This window comes from Nonomuraea sp. NPDC047529 (genome assembly GCF_040642995.1).
Lineage (GTDB): Bacteria > Actinomycetota > Actinomycetes > Streptosporangiales > Streptosporangiaceae > Nonomuraea.
Genome location: NZ_JBEYTJ010000030.1, coordinates 39,040 through 53,248 on the forward strand (window position 1 = coordinate 39,040; position 14,209 = coordinate 53,248).

The window sequence follows — 14,209 nt, forward strand, 5'->3', positions numbered from 1 at the left end:
CGCGTCATCGCCCGTGCACCGCCACGCCGTCGACGAACGTCATGCGCACCCGCGTCGTCCAGATGTCGGCCGGGGGCAGGTCGAAGGGGTCGCGGTCGAGCACCACCAGGTCGGCCGGTCGGCCGGGCGCGATCACACCCGCCGGCGAGCGGTTGATCCAGGCCGACCCCTCGGTGTACGCGCTCATCACCGTGGCCAGGTCGAGGCGCTGGCCCGGCAGGAACGGCGTCTGCGCCGTCGGGTAGCCCGCGTGCACCGATCCGCCCGGTTCGGTACGGTTCACCGCCACGTGCATGCCCTGGATCGGATCGGGCTCGGAGACCGGCCAGTCGCTGCCCGCGCAGAACCGGGTGCCGTGCGCCTGCAGATCCCTGAACGGGTACTGCCACGACGAGCGCGGCTCGCCCAGGAACGGCAGCGTCAGCTCGTCCATCTGGGCGTGGTGGGTGGCCCACAGGGGTTGCAGGTTGGCCGTCACGCCCAGCGCGGCGAAGCGTGGCACGTCCGAGGGCTCGATGATCTGCAGGTGGGCGATGTGGTGGCGGTTGGCCGGGTCGGTGCCCTCGAAGCTGTCCAGGGCCTCGCGCACGGCGCGTTCGCCGATGGCGTGGAAGTGCACCTGGAAGCCGAGCCGGTCCAGCTCGGCGACGTACTGCTTGAGCTTGCCCGGGTCGACGTACGACAGGCCCGTGCCGCCGCACCGGCAGTACGGCTCCAGCGTCGCGGCGGTGAAGTTCTCCGTGATGCCGTCCTGCATGATCTTGATCGAGGTGGCGGCGAACCGGTCCAGCCCCTCGGCGGCGGCCCGCCGGCGCACCAGGTCCTCGATCTGGTCCTCGCCGCGCGTCCTGTCCCACCACAGCGCGCCCACCACGCGGGCGCGCAGCCGTCCCGCGCGGGCGGCGTCGAGGTAGGTGGGAAGCTGGTCGTCCGAGCCGGCGTACGAGCCGACGATGGCGTCCTGCCAGCCGGTGATGCCCAGCGAGAACAGGTGCTGCTCGGCCTCGGTGAGCGCCCGCGCCTGGTCCTCGGCGGTGGGGCGCGGGGTGAGCAGGCCGACGAGGTCCATCGCGCCCTCGTGCAGCACGCCGGACGGGGTGCCGTCGGCGTCGCGCTCGATGCGGCCGTCGGCGGGGTCGGGGGTGTCCCGGGTGATGCCGGCCAGGTCGAGGGCGCGGGAGTTGACCCAGGCGGCATGGTGGTCACGCTGGATCAGGTAGGCCGGCCGGTCGAGGAAGTCGAGCTGGGAGCGGTGGGGGAGACCGTTGGGGAAGGCTGACATGTCCCAGCCTCCGCCGTCGATCCACTCTTTTTCAGGATTTTTCGTGGCGTAGTCGGAAATCTTGGAAATGTAGGCGTCTAGGCCGAAGATCTCTGACAAGTCGCACTTTGCTCTTTCGAGTCCGGCCTGTACCGGGTGGATGTGCGCGTCGGTGAAGCCCGGCGTCAGCAGGCCGCCGTCCAGGTCGACCGTGTCGTGGCCGGGGGCGCCGCGGGACAGCTCGCCCTCCGGGCCGACGGCGGCGATCACCCCGTCCCGCACCAGTACGGCGTCGCGCCGCACGGCGCCGCCGATGAAGGCGGCTCCACCGCGGAAGAGGATGTTCATGGGGGTTCTCCCTTTCTCAGGACGGCGTCAGTGGCCGGTGATCAGATCGGCGAAACGGGCCAGGGCCGAGGTCCTGGGCATGGAACGCTCACGGTGGTCGGCCACCCGGTACAGGCGGTACATCGCGTGCACGCCCATCCAGCGCAGCGGTTCGGGCTCCCAGGAGCGCACCTTGCGCCCCACCCAGGGCAGCGACGTCAGCCGCGTCTCCTCCCCGAGTATCAGATCACGCAGCGTGCGCCCGGCCAGGTTCGTCGTGGTCACGCCGTGTCCGGTGTACCCGCCGGCCCAGCCCAGGCCGGTCGCGGGGTCCACGTGCACGGTCGAGCACCAGTCGCGCGGCACCCCCAGCACACCCGACCAGGCGTGCGCGACCGAGGAGGAGCGGGCCTGGGGGAAGAAGTCGACCAGGAGCCGCCACAGGGCCTCGACCGTCCACTCGTGGGTGCGGCCGCGGGCGTCGATGCGGGAGCCGTACAGGTAGGGACGGCCCCTGCCGCCGAAGGCGATGCGGTCGTCGGCGGTGCGCTGGGCGTACATGTAGTAGTGCGCGAGGTCGCCGAGCAGCTCGGCGCCCCGCCAGCCGACCTCGTCCCAGAAGGAGGCGGGGAGGGGCTCGGTGACGATCATGGAGCTGTTCATGGGCAGCCACTGGCGGCGCAGGCCGTTCAGGCGGGCGGTGAAGCCCTCGGTGGCGCGGATGACGTACGTCGCCCTGACCGTCCCGTACGGGGTCACCGCCCTCCCCGGGGCGATCTCGGTGACCGGGGTGCGCTCGTAGAGGGGGACGCCGAGGTCGCGTACGGCCTGGCCAGCCCCTGGGCCAGCTTGGCGGGCTGGATGCGGGCACAGTGGGGGCTCCAGGAAGCCGCCAGGGCCCCCGACACCCGTACGTGCTCCGACGGGTCGGCCAGGCGCAGGTCGGCCTCCTCGATGCCCCAGGCGCGGGCCGAGGCCACCGAGTCGCGCAGCCGGTCGGCCTGGGCGGGGGTGCGGGCCACGTTGACCACGCCGCCCTTGACGATGTCGCAGTCGATCGACTCGTTCCGGCAGACCGCGATGACCTCGTCGATGGAGGCGTACATCTCGCGCTGGAGGCGGCGGGCGTCCGAGCCGTACCGTTCGTGGGAGCCGGCCAGGTCGCCGGTCAGCCAGCCGCCGTTGCGCCCCGAGGCGCCGAACCCGGCGAACTCCTGCTCCAGCAGCACCACCCGGAGCGAGGGGCGGGCCTTCTTGAGGTAGTACGCGGTCCACAGCCCGGTGTAGCCCGCCCCGACGATCGCCACGTCGGCGTCCAGGTCGCCGTCGAGCCGCGGACCGGGCTCCGGCACCCCGGACGAGCGGTACCAGAAGGAGACGTCACCGTTGACGAATCCGGACGACAAGGGAACTCGCGCATTCATGGCCCCATATCCTGCTATATCGGGATTAGGTGGCGCATCTCACGACGAAATTCGTCATGAAACCCGTCGTTAGCGGGCATGTAACACATGCCGGGCATGCTCTCCCATATGGGATTCTTGCGCATCCGGACCACGGTGGACGAGCGACCCGGACGGCTGGCCTCGCTGGCCTCGGCCCTGGCCGCCAGGGGCGGCAACATCCTCGGCCTGAGCGTCCAGTCCGACGCCGACGGCACGGTCGACGAGTTCGTCGCCGACATCCCGGCCGGTCCCGAGGCCGTGCGCGAGGCGCTGGAGGCCGCCGGCGGCCGGTGCGTCCAGGTGGTGCCGGCCACCGCCCACGAGCTCACCGACGAGCCGACCAGGGCGCTGCTGCTGGCCTCCCGGCTGCGTTCCACGCCCTGGCGGCTCCCCGAGCTGCTGGCCGAGCTGCTGCGCGCGGACGACGCCCGCTGGGTCTACGGTGAACCGGTGAACGATCTGCCCGACCCGACCCTGCTCGTCGTGCCCGTGGCCCAGCGGCGCGCGGTACGGCTGCGCCGCGCCGGGCTGCCGTTCACGCTGACCGAGGCCGCGCGGGCGGCCTCCTTCGCCCGCCTCGCCCAGCCCGCGCCCGGCCGGACCCCCGCCGAACGCGCGGTGAAACTGGCCGACGGCGCCGAGGTCACCGTGCGCCCGCTCACCTCGATCTACCGCGAGGCCGTGCGCGACCTGCACGACAGGTGCTCGCCCGAGGCCCGCAGGTTCCGCTACTTCACCTCGATGCCCGCGCTGCCGCCGCGCACGTTCGACCGGCTCTGCGACCGCGGCAAGGGCTTCTCGCTGGTCGCCGGGCACGACGGCCAGGTCGTGGCCATGGCGAACCTCATGTTCACCCCCGACCCCGGCATCGCCGAGATGGCCTTCCTGGTGGAGGACCGCTGGCAGGGGCGCGGCCTGGGCACGGTGCTGGCCGGGATGCTGGTGCGGCAGGCTCGTGACCTGGGGTACGCCGAGGTCAGAGCCACCCTGCTGGCCGACAACGCGCGTATGCGCGGCCTGCTGACCACCCTGGGCGCCGCGCTCGGCCAGACCGAGGATCCGGGGGTCGTGGAGGCGCGGCTGCCGGTCGGCGTGCGGGCCTCAGCCTAGGCCCTCCTCGCGGGGCTCGTCCTTCTCGGCGGGTCCGGCGGCTGGTCCGATGCCGAGGTGGCGTTCGATGCGTTCCAGGCTCTCCTCGATGCGGGTGAGCCGTTCGCCGAGCACCGAGCCGCCGCCGAAGTACACCTCCGTCGGGCGTTCCCTGGTGCCGCGGCCCACGCGGTCGAGCAGGCGCTGGCGTACGTCGGCCAGGTCGGCGCCGGCCTCCACCAGCGCCTGGACTGCCAGCCCCTCGCCCTCCCTGATCAGCCCGAGCAGGATGTGCTCGGTGCCGATGTAGTTGTGGCGCAGTTGCAGGGCCTCGCGCAGGGACAGCTCCAGCACCTTCTTGGCGCGCGGGGTGAAGGGGATGTGCCCGCTCGGCGAGCTGGCGCCGCGGCCCACCTCGCGCTCCACGAAGGTCCGTACGCCCTCCAGCTCCACACCGCAGCCGTCGAGCACCAGCGCGGCCAGCCCCTCGCCCTCGCGGATGAGGCCCAGCAGGATGTGCTCGGTGCCGATGTAGTTGTGGCTCAGCTGCCGCGCCTCCTCCTGGGCGAGGACGACGACCCTGCGCGCGCGGTCGGTGAAGCGCTCGAACACCGGGGGGCCTCCGTTCGACTGGGGCTGCCTCCACTATGCGCTACAAACCGCGGCGTGTGGGGTATTTGTCCTGTGTGGATCTTGACGAGGTGGCCGGCCGCCTCTACGCAGTCCCGCCGGCGGAGTTCACCGCTGCCCGCGCGGCCGAGGCGAGCGCGGCCAAGGCGGCGGGCGACGTACGGCTCTCCCGCGACATCGCGAAGCTGCGCAAGCCCACCGTCTCGGCCTGGGCGGTCAACCGGCTGGCCCGGGAGCACCCCGGTGAGCTGGCCGACCTGCTCGGCGTGGGGGAGCGGCTGCGCGCGGCGTGGCAGGCGCAGGACGCCGACGCGCTGGCCGAGCTGACCCAGCGGCGCAGCGAGGTCACCGCCAAGGTGGCGCGGCTGGCCAGGCAGGCGGGCGGCCTGTCGGCGGCGGCCGCCACGGAGGTGGACCAGACGCTGGACGCCGCCGTCGTGGACGCCGGCGCCGCCGACCAGGTACGGGCCGGCCGCCTGGCCAGGCCGCTCAGCTACAGCGGCTTCGCCCCCGCCCCCGTCACCGCGCCCCGATCCGAGCCGTCGCGGAGGCGCGGACCGTCCGGGAAGGACGCGGCGGCCGAGGAGAAGGCCCGCGCGGAGGCCGAGGCCAGGCAAGCGCGGGAAGCCGGTAAGGCGCGAGAGCGGGAGGAGGCCGAGGCGGCCCACCGGGAGTGGGCCGAGACGCTGGAGTCGGTCACCCGCGAGTACGACGAACGCGCCGAGAAGGTCGCCCGACTGGAACGCAAGCTCGCCAAGGCCCGCAAGAGGCTGGAGGAGGTCCGGCAACGGCTCCAGGTCACCCGCCGCGAGGAACGCCATGCGCGGCAGCGGCTGGGCTGAGGTGGACGACTTCCGTACGCCGGAAGGAGGGGCGATGACGCCCTGGACGCCCGCCGACATCCCGGACCTCACCGGCAGAACGGCCGTCGTGACCGGCGCCAACAGCGGCAAGCGGCCCCGGCCTGCCCACCGCCCGCGAGCCGGCCCGCCGTCGGCGGCACGATGGACAAGCTGGACCTGCTGGTCGACAACGCCGGAATCGCGATGCCCCCCGCCGCCTGACCGAGGAGGGCTGGGAGCTGAAGTTCGCCACCAACCACCTCGGCCACTTCGCGCTCACCGGGCTGCTCCTGCCACTGCTCCTGGCCGCCCCGGGTGTCCGCGTGGTGACGGTCTCCAGCGAGGCGCCGACCTGGCCGGTGCGAGCCTGACCAGCGTGGCCACCCACCTGGGGGCCCCGCGACCCGCATCTTCAAGCTGGGGCCCCTACAGCCCCTCCTGGGCGTGTTCCTGCAGTCGGGCGCCGTCCCCTCCCTGTAAGCCGCCACATCACCGGCGGGAGTTCGTCGGCCCGCGGCTGAAGCTGCTCACACCCTCGGCGTTGGCCAGGTCGGAGGACCTCGCCCGGCGGCTGCCGCTGGTCCTGGGTCAGCGCAGGCCGTGGGCCAGGTGGGCGCAGACGGGGAAGCCCGTGGCGGCGTACGGGGCGGCCAGGCGGTCGTAGCAGGCCCTGACGCGGGCGGCGGTCTCCGGCGGCTGCCGGGCGATCGTCTCGAAGCGCGGGCCGCCCGCCTCGACGACGCCGGTCCACCAGGCGGCGACGTCCACCCGGTGCCGCCAGCGCAGGGTCCGCACGCCCACCTCCGTGAAGCCCGCCGCCTCCAGCAGCGCGGCGAACCGCTCGGGCCGGTCCACGGCGGCGAAGGGGCGGGCCGGGGGTTCGTACGGGACCCCTGCCGCCGCCAGGGCCTCGGCGAAGACGTTCGTGGCCGTCATCTCGTCGGACTTCCACCAGGTCAGCGCGACGGCGCCGCCGGGACGCAGCACGCGGTGCAGCTCCGCGAGCGTCGCCGGGGTGTCGGCGACGTGGTTGATGACGAAGTTGCCCGCCACGGCGTCGAAGGAGGCGTCCTCGAACGGCAGGACGGGCAGGGTGGCCCGGCGGACCGTGGCGCCGGCGTGGCGGCGGGCGACCAGCTCCAGCATGGCGGGGTCGGCGTCCACGGCGGTGACCGCGGCGCCGGTCGCGAGCGCGGCGGCCGTGACCACGCCGGTGCCGCACCCGACGTCGAGCACCCGCTCGGGACGCCGCTCTCGACGCCGCCCCGGACGCTGTCCGGGGCGCTGTCCCGGGTGCTGTCCCGGACCGCGGGCCAGGGCGGCGAGCAGCGGTTCGACGGTGTGCGAGCTGAGCCGCGCGAAGCCGCGGTCGTAGGCCTCAGGGTCCCTCACGGGCCACGAGCCTACCCCGGAGCCGAAATCTAACATCTTCACGTGAAATTTCGCCCCTTTCCCTGTTTTAGGGCGAAATCTCAGGCTTATGGTCGTCGCCATGACCATCGACGCCTTCATCGACGCGCTTCCCAAGGTGGAACTGCACGTACATCTGGTCGGCTCGGCCTCAGTAGCCACCGTGCTGGAGCTGTCCCGTCGCCACCCCGGAAGCGAGGTCCCGACCACCGAGGAGGAGCTGCGCCGCTTCTACACCTTCCTCGACTTCCCTCACTTCGCCCGCGTGTACCAGGCCGTCAACAGGCTCGTCCGCGAGCCCGAGGACGTCGCCACCCTCGTCCTCGGCCTGGCCAAGGACCTCGCCTCCCAGGGCGGCCGGTACGCCGAGCTCCAGGTCACCCCGTACGCCCACCACGTGGTCGGGATGCCCATGCGCGAGGTGACCGAGGCCCTCGACCTGGCCGCCCGGCGTTCCCTGACCGAGCACGGCGTGGAGATGGCCTACATCTTCGACATCCCCGGCGAGTACGGCGAGGAGTCCGCCCGGGTCACCGTCGAGCACGCCCTGAGCGAACCTCCCGCCGCATTGGTAGGTTTCGGCATCGGAGGCATCGAACAGGAGCGTCCCAAGTACCGCGACGCCTACCGCGCCGCCTTCTCCGCCGCACGCGCCGCCGGCCTGCACAGCGTCCCGCACGGCGGCGAGATGAGCGGCCCCGAGACGATGTGGGAGGTCATCGAGGGTTACGGCGCCGAGCGCATCGGCCACGGCATCAACTGCCTGTCCGACCCCCGCCTGGTCGCCCACCTGCGCGAGACCCAGCTCCCCCTGGACGTCTGCCCCACCTCCAACGTCTGCACAGGCCAGGTGCCCGACCTCGCCGCCCACCCGCTGCCCCGGATGCTGGAGGAGGGCCTGTACGTCACCCTCAACAGCGACGACCCGCCCATGTTCGGCACCACCCTGGCCGGGGAGTACCGGGCCGCCGCCCACGTGCTCGGCCTGGGCGCCCCCGAACTTGCACAACTCGCCCGCAACGCCGTCAACGCCTCCTACCTGGCCGCCGACCGCAAGCAGACTCTCCTCAAGGAGATCGACACCCTCACCACGACCGCCTGACCGCCGCCGGAGCCGCCGGTCGCGCAGCGGAGGTACGGCGAGACGTTCGCCTGTACCCCCGCTCCCGACCCCCTCTGACCTCAGGGGGAAGCCAGGCGGCCCAGCTCTGGGGGGATCTTGCCGGCGGCCGCGCGGTCCAGGAGGAACAGGGTGCCGGCTCGGCCGCGGGCGGCGGCGGCCGGCACCTGGACGGGGCCCGAGTCCGACAGCGCCAGGCGTACCGCGCCCGACTTCTCCTCGCCGGCCGCCACCACCCACACCTCGCGCGCCGCCTGGATGGCGGGCAGGGTCAGGGAGATGCGGGTGGGGGGCGGCTTGGGGGAGCCGTGCACGGAGACGACCGGGCGGGTGTCGTACAGGGCGGGCATGCCGGGGAACAGCGAGGCCACGTGCGCGTCGGGGCCCATGCCGAGGAGCATGACGTCGAAGGCCGGCACCGGGCCGTGGTCCTCGGGGCGGGCCGCGGCGCGCAGCTCGGCGGCGTACGCGTCGGCCGACTCCTCGGCCGTCAGGCCCGAGTCGGGGCCGCGCATGACGTGGACCCGGTCGGGGTCCAGGTCCACGTGGTCGAGCAGCGCCTGGCGGGCGCCGGTCTCGTTGCGTTCCTTGTCACCGGTGGGCACGAAACGTTCGTCGCCCCACCAGACGTCCAGGCGCCGCCAGTCGACGGCGTCGCGGGCGGGCGTGGCGGCGATGGCGGCCAGCGTGGCGATGCCGACCGTGCCGCCGGTCAGCACGATCGAGGCCGACCCCCTGGCCGACTGCACGTCGACCAGGCGCGTGATGATGCGCGCCGCCACGGCCTTGGCCAGGACGTCGGCGTCGCGGTGCACGACAACGTTGGGAACGCTCACGACACTTCTTTCTGGAGTGAAGGGGGGTCAGCCCTTGTACGAACGGGCGAAACGCTTGACGGCGGCCTCGTAGACCTCGTCGCTGTCCAGCCGCCGCAGTTCCTCTGCCATCAGCTCGGAGGTGTGCCGCCTGGCCAGGGCCACGTTCCGGTCGGGCTGACCGGGACGCGACAACGTGGCCAGCCGCGCGTCGGAGCGCACGACCGTCAGCTCGCCTTCGCTCACCTGCAGCCGCACGGCGGTCAGGCCGGGACCGGCCGACTCGGCCACCTTGACCGGCGCGCCCAGCCGCTCCGACAGCCACGCCGCCAGCAGCGACGCGCTCGGGTGGCCGGGGCTGCCCTCCACCACGCCCTTGCGCACCTTGCCCACCGGCTGGTCGAACGCGGCGGCCAGCAGGCTGCGCCACGGCGTCAGCCGGGCCCACGACAGGTCGGTGTCGCCGGGGGCGTAACCCTTGGCCCGGGTCACCAGCGACTTGACGCCGCCGTTCTCGAAGCCCTTGGCGTCGGTGATGCGTCGCTGGGCCAGGGCGCCGATCGAGTCCTTGGACGGCACGTCGGGCGCAGCGCCCGGCCACCAGGCCACCACGGGCGTGTCGGGCAGCAGCAGCGGGCTGACCACGGAGTCGGCGTGCTGGGTCAGCTCGCCGTACAGGCGCAGCACCACGACCTCGCCGGGGGTGTTCTCGCCGATGCGCAGCTCGGCGTCGAGCCGGTTGGGCTCGGCCTCCTCACGCTTGATCACCACGATGATGCGCGAGGGGTGCTCGCGGGCCGCCTCGGTGGCGGCGCGCAGCGCGTCGTACTGGTGGCGCTCCTCGGAGACCACCACGAGGGTCAGCACCATGCCGATGGCGGGCGCGCCCATCTGGTGGCGCAGCAGCATGAGCTGCGCCGAGATCTTGCCGGCCGTCGTGTCCGACAGCATGAACGTCGTCACTAGAGTCTCCTCCACACGCGGCCGTCGCGCGCCATCATCGCGTCGGCCGACTCCGGGCCCCACGAGCCCGACTCGTACCCCTCGGGCTGTCCCTGCGTGGCCCAGAAGTCCTCGATCGGGTCGAGGATCGTCCAGGACAGCTCGACCTCGCGCTGGTGCGGGAAGAGCGGCGGGTCGCCGATCATGACGTCGAGCAGCAGCCGCTCGTACGCCTCGGGCGAGGACTCCAGGAACGACTCGCCGTAGGCGAAGTCCATCGACACGTCGCGCACCTCCATGGCGGTGCCCGGGACCTTCGACCCGAACCGCACGGTGATGCCCTCGTCCGGCTGCACGCGGACGACCAGGGCGTTCTGGCCCAGGATCTCGGTGTCGGTCTTGCTGAAGGGAAGGTGCGGCGCCCGCTGGAACACCACGGCCACCTCGGTGACCCGGCGGCCCAGCCGCTTGCCGGTACGCAGGTAGAACGGCACCCCGGCCCACCGCCGGTTGGCGATCTCCAGCTTGATCGCCGCGTACGTCTCGGTGATCGACTCGGCGGGGATGCCCTCCTCCTGGAGGTAGCCGACGACCTTCTCGCCGCCCTGCCACCCGGCCGCGTACTGGCCGCGGGCCGTGTTGAGCCCCAGGTTGGACGGCAGCCGCACGGCCTTGAGCACCTTCTCCTTCTCCCGGCGCAGCGCCGAGGCGTCGAAGGAGGTCGGGTCCTCCATGGCGACCAGCGCGAGGAGCTGGAGCAGGTGGTTCTGGATCACGTCACGGGCCGCGCCGATGCCGTCGTAGTAGCCCGCGCGCCCGCCGATGCCGATGTCCTCGGCCATGGTGATCTGCACGTGGTCGACGAAGCTGCGGTTCCAGATGGGCTCGTACAGGTTGTTGGCGAAGCGCAACGCCAGGATGTTCTGGACCGTCTCCTTGCCCAGGTAGTGGTCGATCCGGAAGATCGAGCTCTCCGGGAACGCCGAGTTGGTGATCTCGTTCAGCTCGTGGGCCGACTTCAGGTCGTGGCCGAACGGCTTCTCGATGACCACCCGCCGCCACGACCCCTCGGGCGCGTCGGACAGCCCGGTGCGCTTGAGCTGCTCGACCACCACGGGGAAGAACTTGGGCGGCACCGACAGGTAGAAAGCGTAGTTGCCGCCCGTGCCACGGGTCTGGTCGATCTCCGCCAACGCCATCGCCAGCGCGTCGAAGGCTCCGTCGTCGGAGAACTCGCCCGGCACGAAATGGATGCCTTCGAGGATCTGCTTCCAGACCTCCTCGCGGAACGGCGTACGCGCGTGCGCCTTGACGGCGTCGTGCGTCAACTGGGCGAAGTCCTGGTCCTTCCAATCGCGCCTGGCGAAACCGACCAGCGAGAAACCGGGCGGCAGCAGGCCGCGGTTGCCCAGGTCGTAAATGGCCGGCAACAGTTTGCGCTTGGCCAGGTCGCCCGTCACGCCGAACAGCACCAGCACGCACGGCCCCGCCACCCGCGGCAGCCGCTTGTCCCGTGGGTCGCGCAACGGGTTGGCCTCCGCGACCTCCAATGTCGTGGCGGTGTTCGCCACGGCCGCCGCCACCGCGACGACCTCTTCCTCAGGAGATGCCTGATCAGTCATCTCAAACCTCCTGTGCGGCTGCGAGCAAATGCGCGACACCCGTCGCGCGGTCCGTCAAATGCAGGCGTACGGCGGGCCGTCCGCGGGTCTCCAGCGAGGCCAGGTCGCCCAGCGCCTGCGCGAGCTGGAGCCGTCCCAGCGTGTACGGCTGTCCCGGGACCGCGACGTCGTCGGTCACCGCCCCGGTGATCTGCAGGAACACGCCGTTCTGCGGCCCGCCCTTGTGGTACTGGCCGGTGGAGTGCAGGAAACGCGGCCCCCATCCGAACGTCACCGGCCGGTTGGTGCGGATGGCGAGCAGGGCGCGCAGCGTGGCGGCGTCGGCCATCATCCACGCGTCGGTCATCTGCTCGAAGTCGGCCCCCTCGGGCACGGGCGCGTCGAAGGCGGCCAGCCGGTCGAGATAGGCCATCACGGTCAGGTAGCCGTCGTGCGGGATGGCCTTCAGCAGCTCGGCCAGCACGCCGGGCAGGTCGTGCGACCGGACCGCGCCGTAGACCTCGACGGGCCCGTCGACCAGCGTGGGCGCGCCGAGCGGCAGGTCGGGCAGGGCCAGCAGGGCCGCGGTGTTCTCCTTGGACTCGGCCACGTTCGGCTGGTCGAACGGGTCGATCTCCAGCAGCAGCCCGGCCACGGCGGTCGCGTACTCCCAGACCAGGAACTGGCCGCCGAGCGGCCCGTCGACGCGTACGGCGCCGTCGTCGGACTCGATCGCGACGATCAGCTCGTCGTGGGTGTGGTTGGGGTCGGCGTTGACGATGGGCAGGATGCCCCTGCCCTGCTTGCCGGTGGACTCGGCGACGAGCTGCTCGATCCAGTCGGGCAGCCCGTTGATGCCGGAGAGCTGGTCCTCCAGGACGAGCTTGTCGCGCCCGGCCAGCGCCGCGCCGCCGAGTGCCGCGCCCAGGTCGAGGCCGGGGTTGCCGATGTCCTGCGACAGCAGCGGCAGCACCTCCTCGGCGTCGTCCAGCAGCCGTTCGACGTCGGCCCCGGCCAGCGCGCTGGGCACCAGCCCGAACGCCGACAGCGCCGAGTAGCGGCCGCCCACGTCGGGAGCGGCCAGGACCAGGTGGTAGCCGCCGTCGATCGCCCGCTGCTCCAGCGGCGAGCCGTGGTCGGTGACGACCACGATCCGGTCGGCGGGCGCGATGCCCGCCTCGGTGAAGATCTGTTCGTAGATGCGCAGGTGGCAGTCGGTCTCGACGGTCGAGCCGCTCTTGCTGGCCACCACCACGACCGTGGACTCCAGCAGGTCGTCCAGGGCCCGCCTGACCTGCGCGGGGTCGGTCGTGTCGAGCACGGTCAGCGGCACGTCGGCGGTCTGGCAGATCACCTCGGGAGCCAGCGACGAGCCGCCCATCCCGACCAGCACCACGTTCGTCAGGCCCTCGGCCCGCGCCCGCTCCACGAGCTTGCCCAGCTCGGGAAGGAGCTCGCGGGAGGTGCGCGGCAGCGTCAGCCAGCCGAGCCGGACCGCCGCCACCGCCTCGGCGTCCTCGCCCCACAGCGTGGGGTCGCCGCCGGCCAGCCGCGCGGGCACGCCGTCGGCGACGAGGCGCCCCGCGACGGAGGAGGCGGCCGCGGCCACCCCCTCCTCGCGGTAGGACACCTCGATCATGGCACCAGATTCTTGGTGACGCTTTCGAGCAGCTCGTTCCAGGACGCCTCGAACTTCTCGACGCCCTCCTCCTCCAGCACGCGCACCACGTCGTCGTAGTCGATACCGGCGTCCTTGAGCGCGGCCATGGTGTTCCAGGCCTGCTCGTAGAAGGGGCGCACGGTGTCGCCGGTGACCTGGGCGTGGTCGGCGGTGGCGTCGAGGGTCTTCTCCGGCATCGTGTTGACGGTGCCGGGGGCGACGAGCTGGTCGACGTACATGGTGTCGGAGTACTCGGGGTTCTTCACCCCGGTCGAGGCCCACAGCGGGCGCTGCGGACGGGCGCCCGCGGCGCGCAGGCGCTGCCAGCGCTCGGAGCTGACGACCTCCTCGTAGGCGGCATAGGCCAGGCGCGCGTTGGCGATGCCCGCCTTGCCCTTCAGCTCCGGCTTGCCGAGCTGGTCGAGCCGCTTGTCGATCTCGGTGTCGACGCGGCTGACGAAGAACGAGGCCACCGACTCGATCGCGGCCAGGTCGAGGCCCTTGGCCTGCGCGGCCTCCAGACCGGCCAGCCAGGCGTCCATGACCGCGCGGTAGCGCTCCAGGGAGAAGATCAGCGTGACGTTGACGCTGATGCCCTCCGAGAGCGCCTGCGTGATCGCGGGCAGGCCCTCAAGGGTGGCCGGGATCTTGATGAACAGGTTGGGCCGGTCGACCATCCACCACAGCGCCCTGGCCTCGGCCACGGTCTTCTCGCTCTCGCGGGCCAGACGTGGGTCGACCTCCAGCGAGACGCGGCCGTCTACGCCGTCGGTGGCGTCGTAGACCGGGCGCAGCACGTCGGCGGCCCAGCGGATGTCGTACGTGGTGATCGCGCGTACGGCCTCCTCCACGGTGACGCCGCGTACGGCCAGGTCGTGGAGCTGGGCGTTGTAGGCGTCGCCCTTGCTGAGCGCGCCGGCGAAGATCGTCGGGTTGGAGGTGACCCCGACGACGTTCTTGTCCCGGATCAGCTGCTCAAGGTTGCTCGTGCGCAGCCGTTCGCGGCTGATGTCGTCGAGCCAGACGGAGACGCCCTGGCCGGACAGCTTGTTGAGGTTGTCGCTCAT

At 72.3% G+C, this 14,209-nt stretch carries 12 protein-coding genes and 1 pseudogene; 3 read left to right on the top strand and 10 right to left on the bottom strand.

The annotated features are described in order from the left end of the window. Positions 1-4: 4 nt before the first annotated feature. The 3 genes from ABZ815_RS36320 to ABZ815_RS36330 are packed head-to-tail and all read right to left on the bottom strand — an operon-like array spanning position 5 to position 3,012. Positions 5-1,609, bottom strand: coding sequence for an amidohydrolase (locus ABZ815_RS36320; protein WP_357705740.1), 1,605 nt, complete (start codon positions 1,607-1,609; stop codon positions 5-7). A gap of 27 nt (positions 1,610-1,636) precedes the next feature. Beyond that, the gene (locus tag ABZ815_RS36325) at positions 1,637-2,347 is read right to left on the bottom strand and encodes an FAD-binding oxidoreductase (RefSeq protein WP_357705741.1); all 711 of its coding nucleotides are present in this window, start codon (positions 2,345-2,347) and stop codon (positions 1,637-1,639) included. Then, positions 2,344-3,012: an FAD-dependent oxidoreductase gene (locus ABZ815_RS36330; RefSeq protein WP_357705742.1), complete on the bottom strand. Its 669-nt coding sequence runs from the start codon at positions 3,010-3,012 to the stop codon at positions 2,344-2,346. Before ABZ815_RS36330 ends, ABZ815_RS36325 begins: the two co-directional genes overlap by 4 nt. A gap of 108 nt (positions 3,013-3,120) precedes the next feature. Between ABZ815_RS36330 and ABZ815_RS36335 the strand changes: the two genes are divergently transcribed. Next, positions 3,121-4,143, top strand: coding sequence for a GNAT family N-acetyltransferase (locus ABZ815_RS36335; protein WP_357705743.1), 1,023 nt, complete (start codon positions 3,121-3,123; stop codon positions 4,141-4,143). Positions 4,144-4,317: 174 nt separating this feature from the next. Here the strand turns inward: ABZ815_RS36335 and ABZ815_RS36340 are convergent. Then, positions 4,318-4,734 (bottom strand): annotated as a pseudogene (locus ABZ815_RS36340) (Clp protease N-terminal domain-containing protein); the annotation flags it as partial. Positions 4,735-4,808: 74 nt separating this feature from the next. On the opposite strand from ABZ815_RS36340, the gene ABZ815_RS36345 reads away from it, so the two are divergent. Further along, complete coding sequence (locus tag ABZ815_RS36345; RefSeq protein ID WP_357705744.1) at positions 4,809-5,594, top strand: hypothetical protein; 786 nt, start codon at positions 4,809-4,811, stop codon at positions 5,592-5,594. A gap of 588 nt (positions 5,595-6,182) precedes the next feature. Here ABZ815_RS36345 and ABZ815_RS36350 read toward each other — a convergent pair. Further along, positions 6,183-6,986, bottom strand: coding sequence for a class I SAM-dependent methyltransferase (locus ABZ815_RS36350; RefSeq protein WP_357705745.1), 804 nt, complete (start codon positions 6,984-6,986; stop codon positions 6,183-6,185). Between the two features lie 100 nt (positions 6,987-7,086). On the opposite strand from ABZ815_RS36350, the gene add reads away from it, so the two are divergent. After that, on the top strand, positions 7,087-8,106 hold the full coding sequence (add, locus tag ABZ815_RS36355) for an adenosine deaminase (RefSeq protein WP_357705746.1): 1,020 nt from the start codon (positions 7,087-7,089) through the stop codon (positions 8,104-8,106). An 80-nt stretch (positions 8,107-8,186) separates the two neighbouring features. On the opposite strand, the gene pgl is transcribed toward add, so the two are convergent. From pgl to tal, 5 genes are read right to left on the bottom strand one after another with little or no spacing between them, the layout of a single operon-like run. Further along, a complete protein-coding gene (gene pgl, locus ABZ815_RS36360; RefSeq protein ID WP_357705747.1) occupies positions 8,187-8,960 on the bottom strand; it encodes a 6-phosphogluconolactonase in 774 nt (257 codons plus the stop codon). A 27-nt stretch (positions 8,961-8,987) separates the two neighbouring features. After that, a complete protein-coding gene (locus tag ABZ815_RS36365) occupies positions 8,988-9,902 on the bottom strand; it encodes a glucose-6-phosphate dehydrogenase assembly protein OpcA (RefSeq protein ID WP_357705748.1) in 915 nt (304 codons plus the stop codon). After that, on the bottom strand, positions 9,902-11,503 hold the full coding sequence (zwf, locus tag ABZ815_RS36370; RefSeq protein WP_357705749.1) for a glucose-6-phosphate dehydrogenase: 1,602 nt from the start codon (positions 11,501-11,503) through the stop codon (positions 9,902-9,904). The genes ABZ815_RS36365 and zwf overlap by 1 nt, the downstream gene beginning before the upstream one ends. Position 11,504: 1 nt before the next feature. Beyond that, on the bottom strand, positions 11,505-13,121 hold the full coding sequence (locus ABZ815_RS36375) for a glucose-6-phosphate isomerase (RefSeq protein ID WP_357705750.1): 1,617 nt from the start codon (positions 13,119-13,121) through the stop codon (positions 11,505-11,507). Further along, positions 13,118-14,209 (bottom strand): transaldolase, encoded by a 1,092-nt coding sequence (tal, locus tag ABZ815_RS36380; protein ID WP_357705751.1) that lies wholly within the window; start codon positions 14,207-14,209, stop codon positions 13,118-13,120. Before tal ends, ABZ815_RS36375 begins: the two co-directional genes overlap by 4 nt.

Bases quoted from the DNA above. Each gene is read 5' to 3' on its own strand.
- ABZ815_RS36330 (WP_357705742.1), bottom strand. From the start codon at position 3,012: ATGAATGCGCGAGTTCCCTTGTCGTCCGGATTCGTCAACGGTGACGTC.
- ABZ815_RS36335 (WP_357705743.1), top strand. From the start codon at position 3,121: ATGGGATTCTTGCGCATCCGGACCACGGTGGACGAGCGACCCGGACGG.
- zwf (WP_357705749.1), bottom strand. From the start codon at position 11,503: ATGACTGATCAGGCATCTCCTGAGGAAGAGGTCGTCGCGGTGGCGGCG.
- ABZ815_RS36375 (WP_357705750.1), bottom strand. From the start codon at position 13,121: ATGATCGAGGTGTCCTACCGCGAGGAGGGGGTGGCCGCGGCCGCCTCC.
- add (WP_357705746.1), top strand. From the start codon at position 7,087: ATGACCATCGACGCCTTCATCGACGCGCTTCCCAAGGTGGAACTGCAC.
- ABZ815_RS36320 (WP_357705740.1), bottom strand. From the start codon at position 1,609: ATGAACATCCTCTTCCGCGGTGGAGCCGCCTTCATCGGCGGCGCCGTG.
- tal (WP_357705751.1), bottom strand. From the start codon at position 14,209: ATGAGCGACAACCTCAACAAGCTGTCCGGCCAGGGCGTCTCCGTCTGG.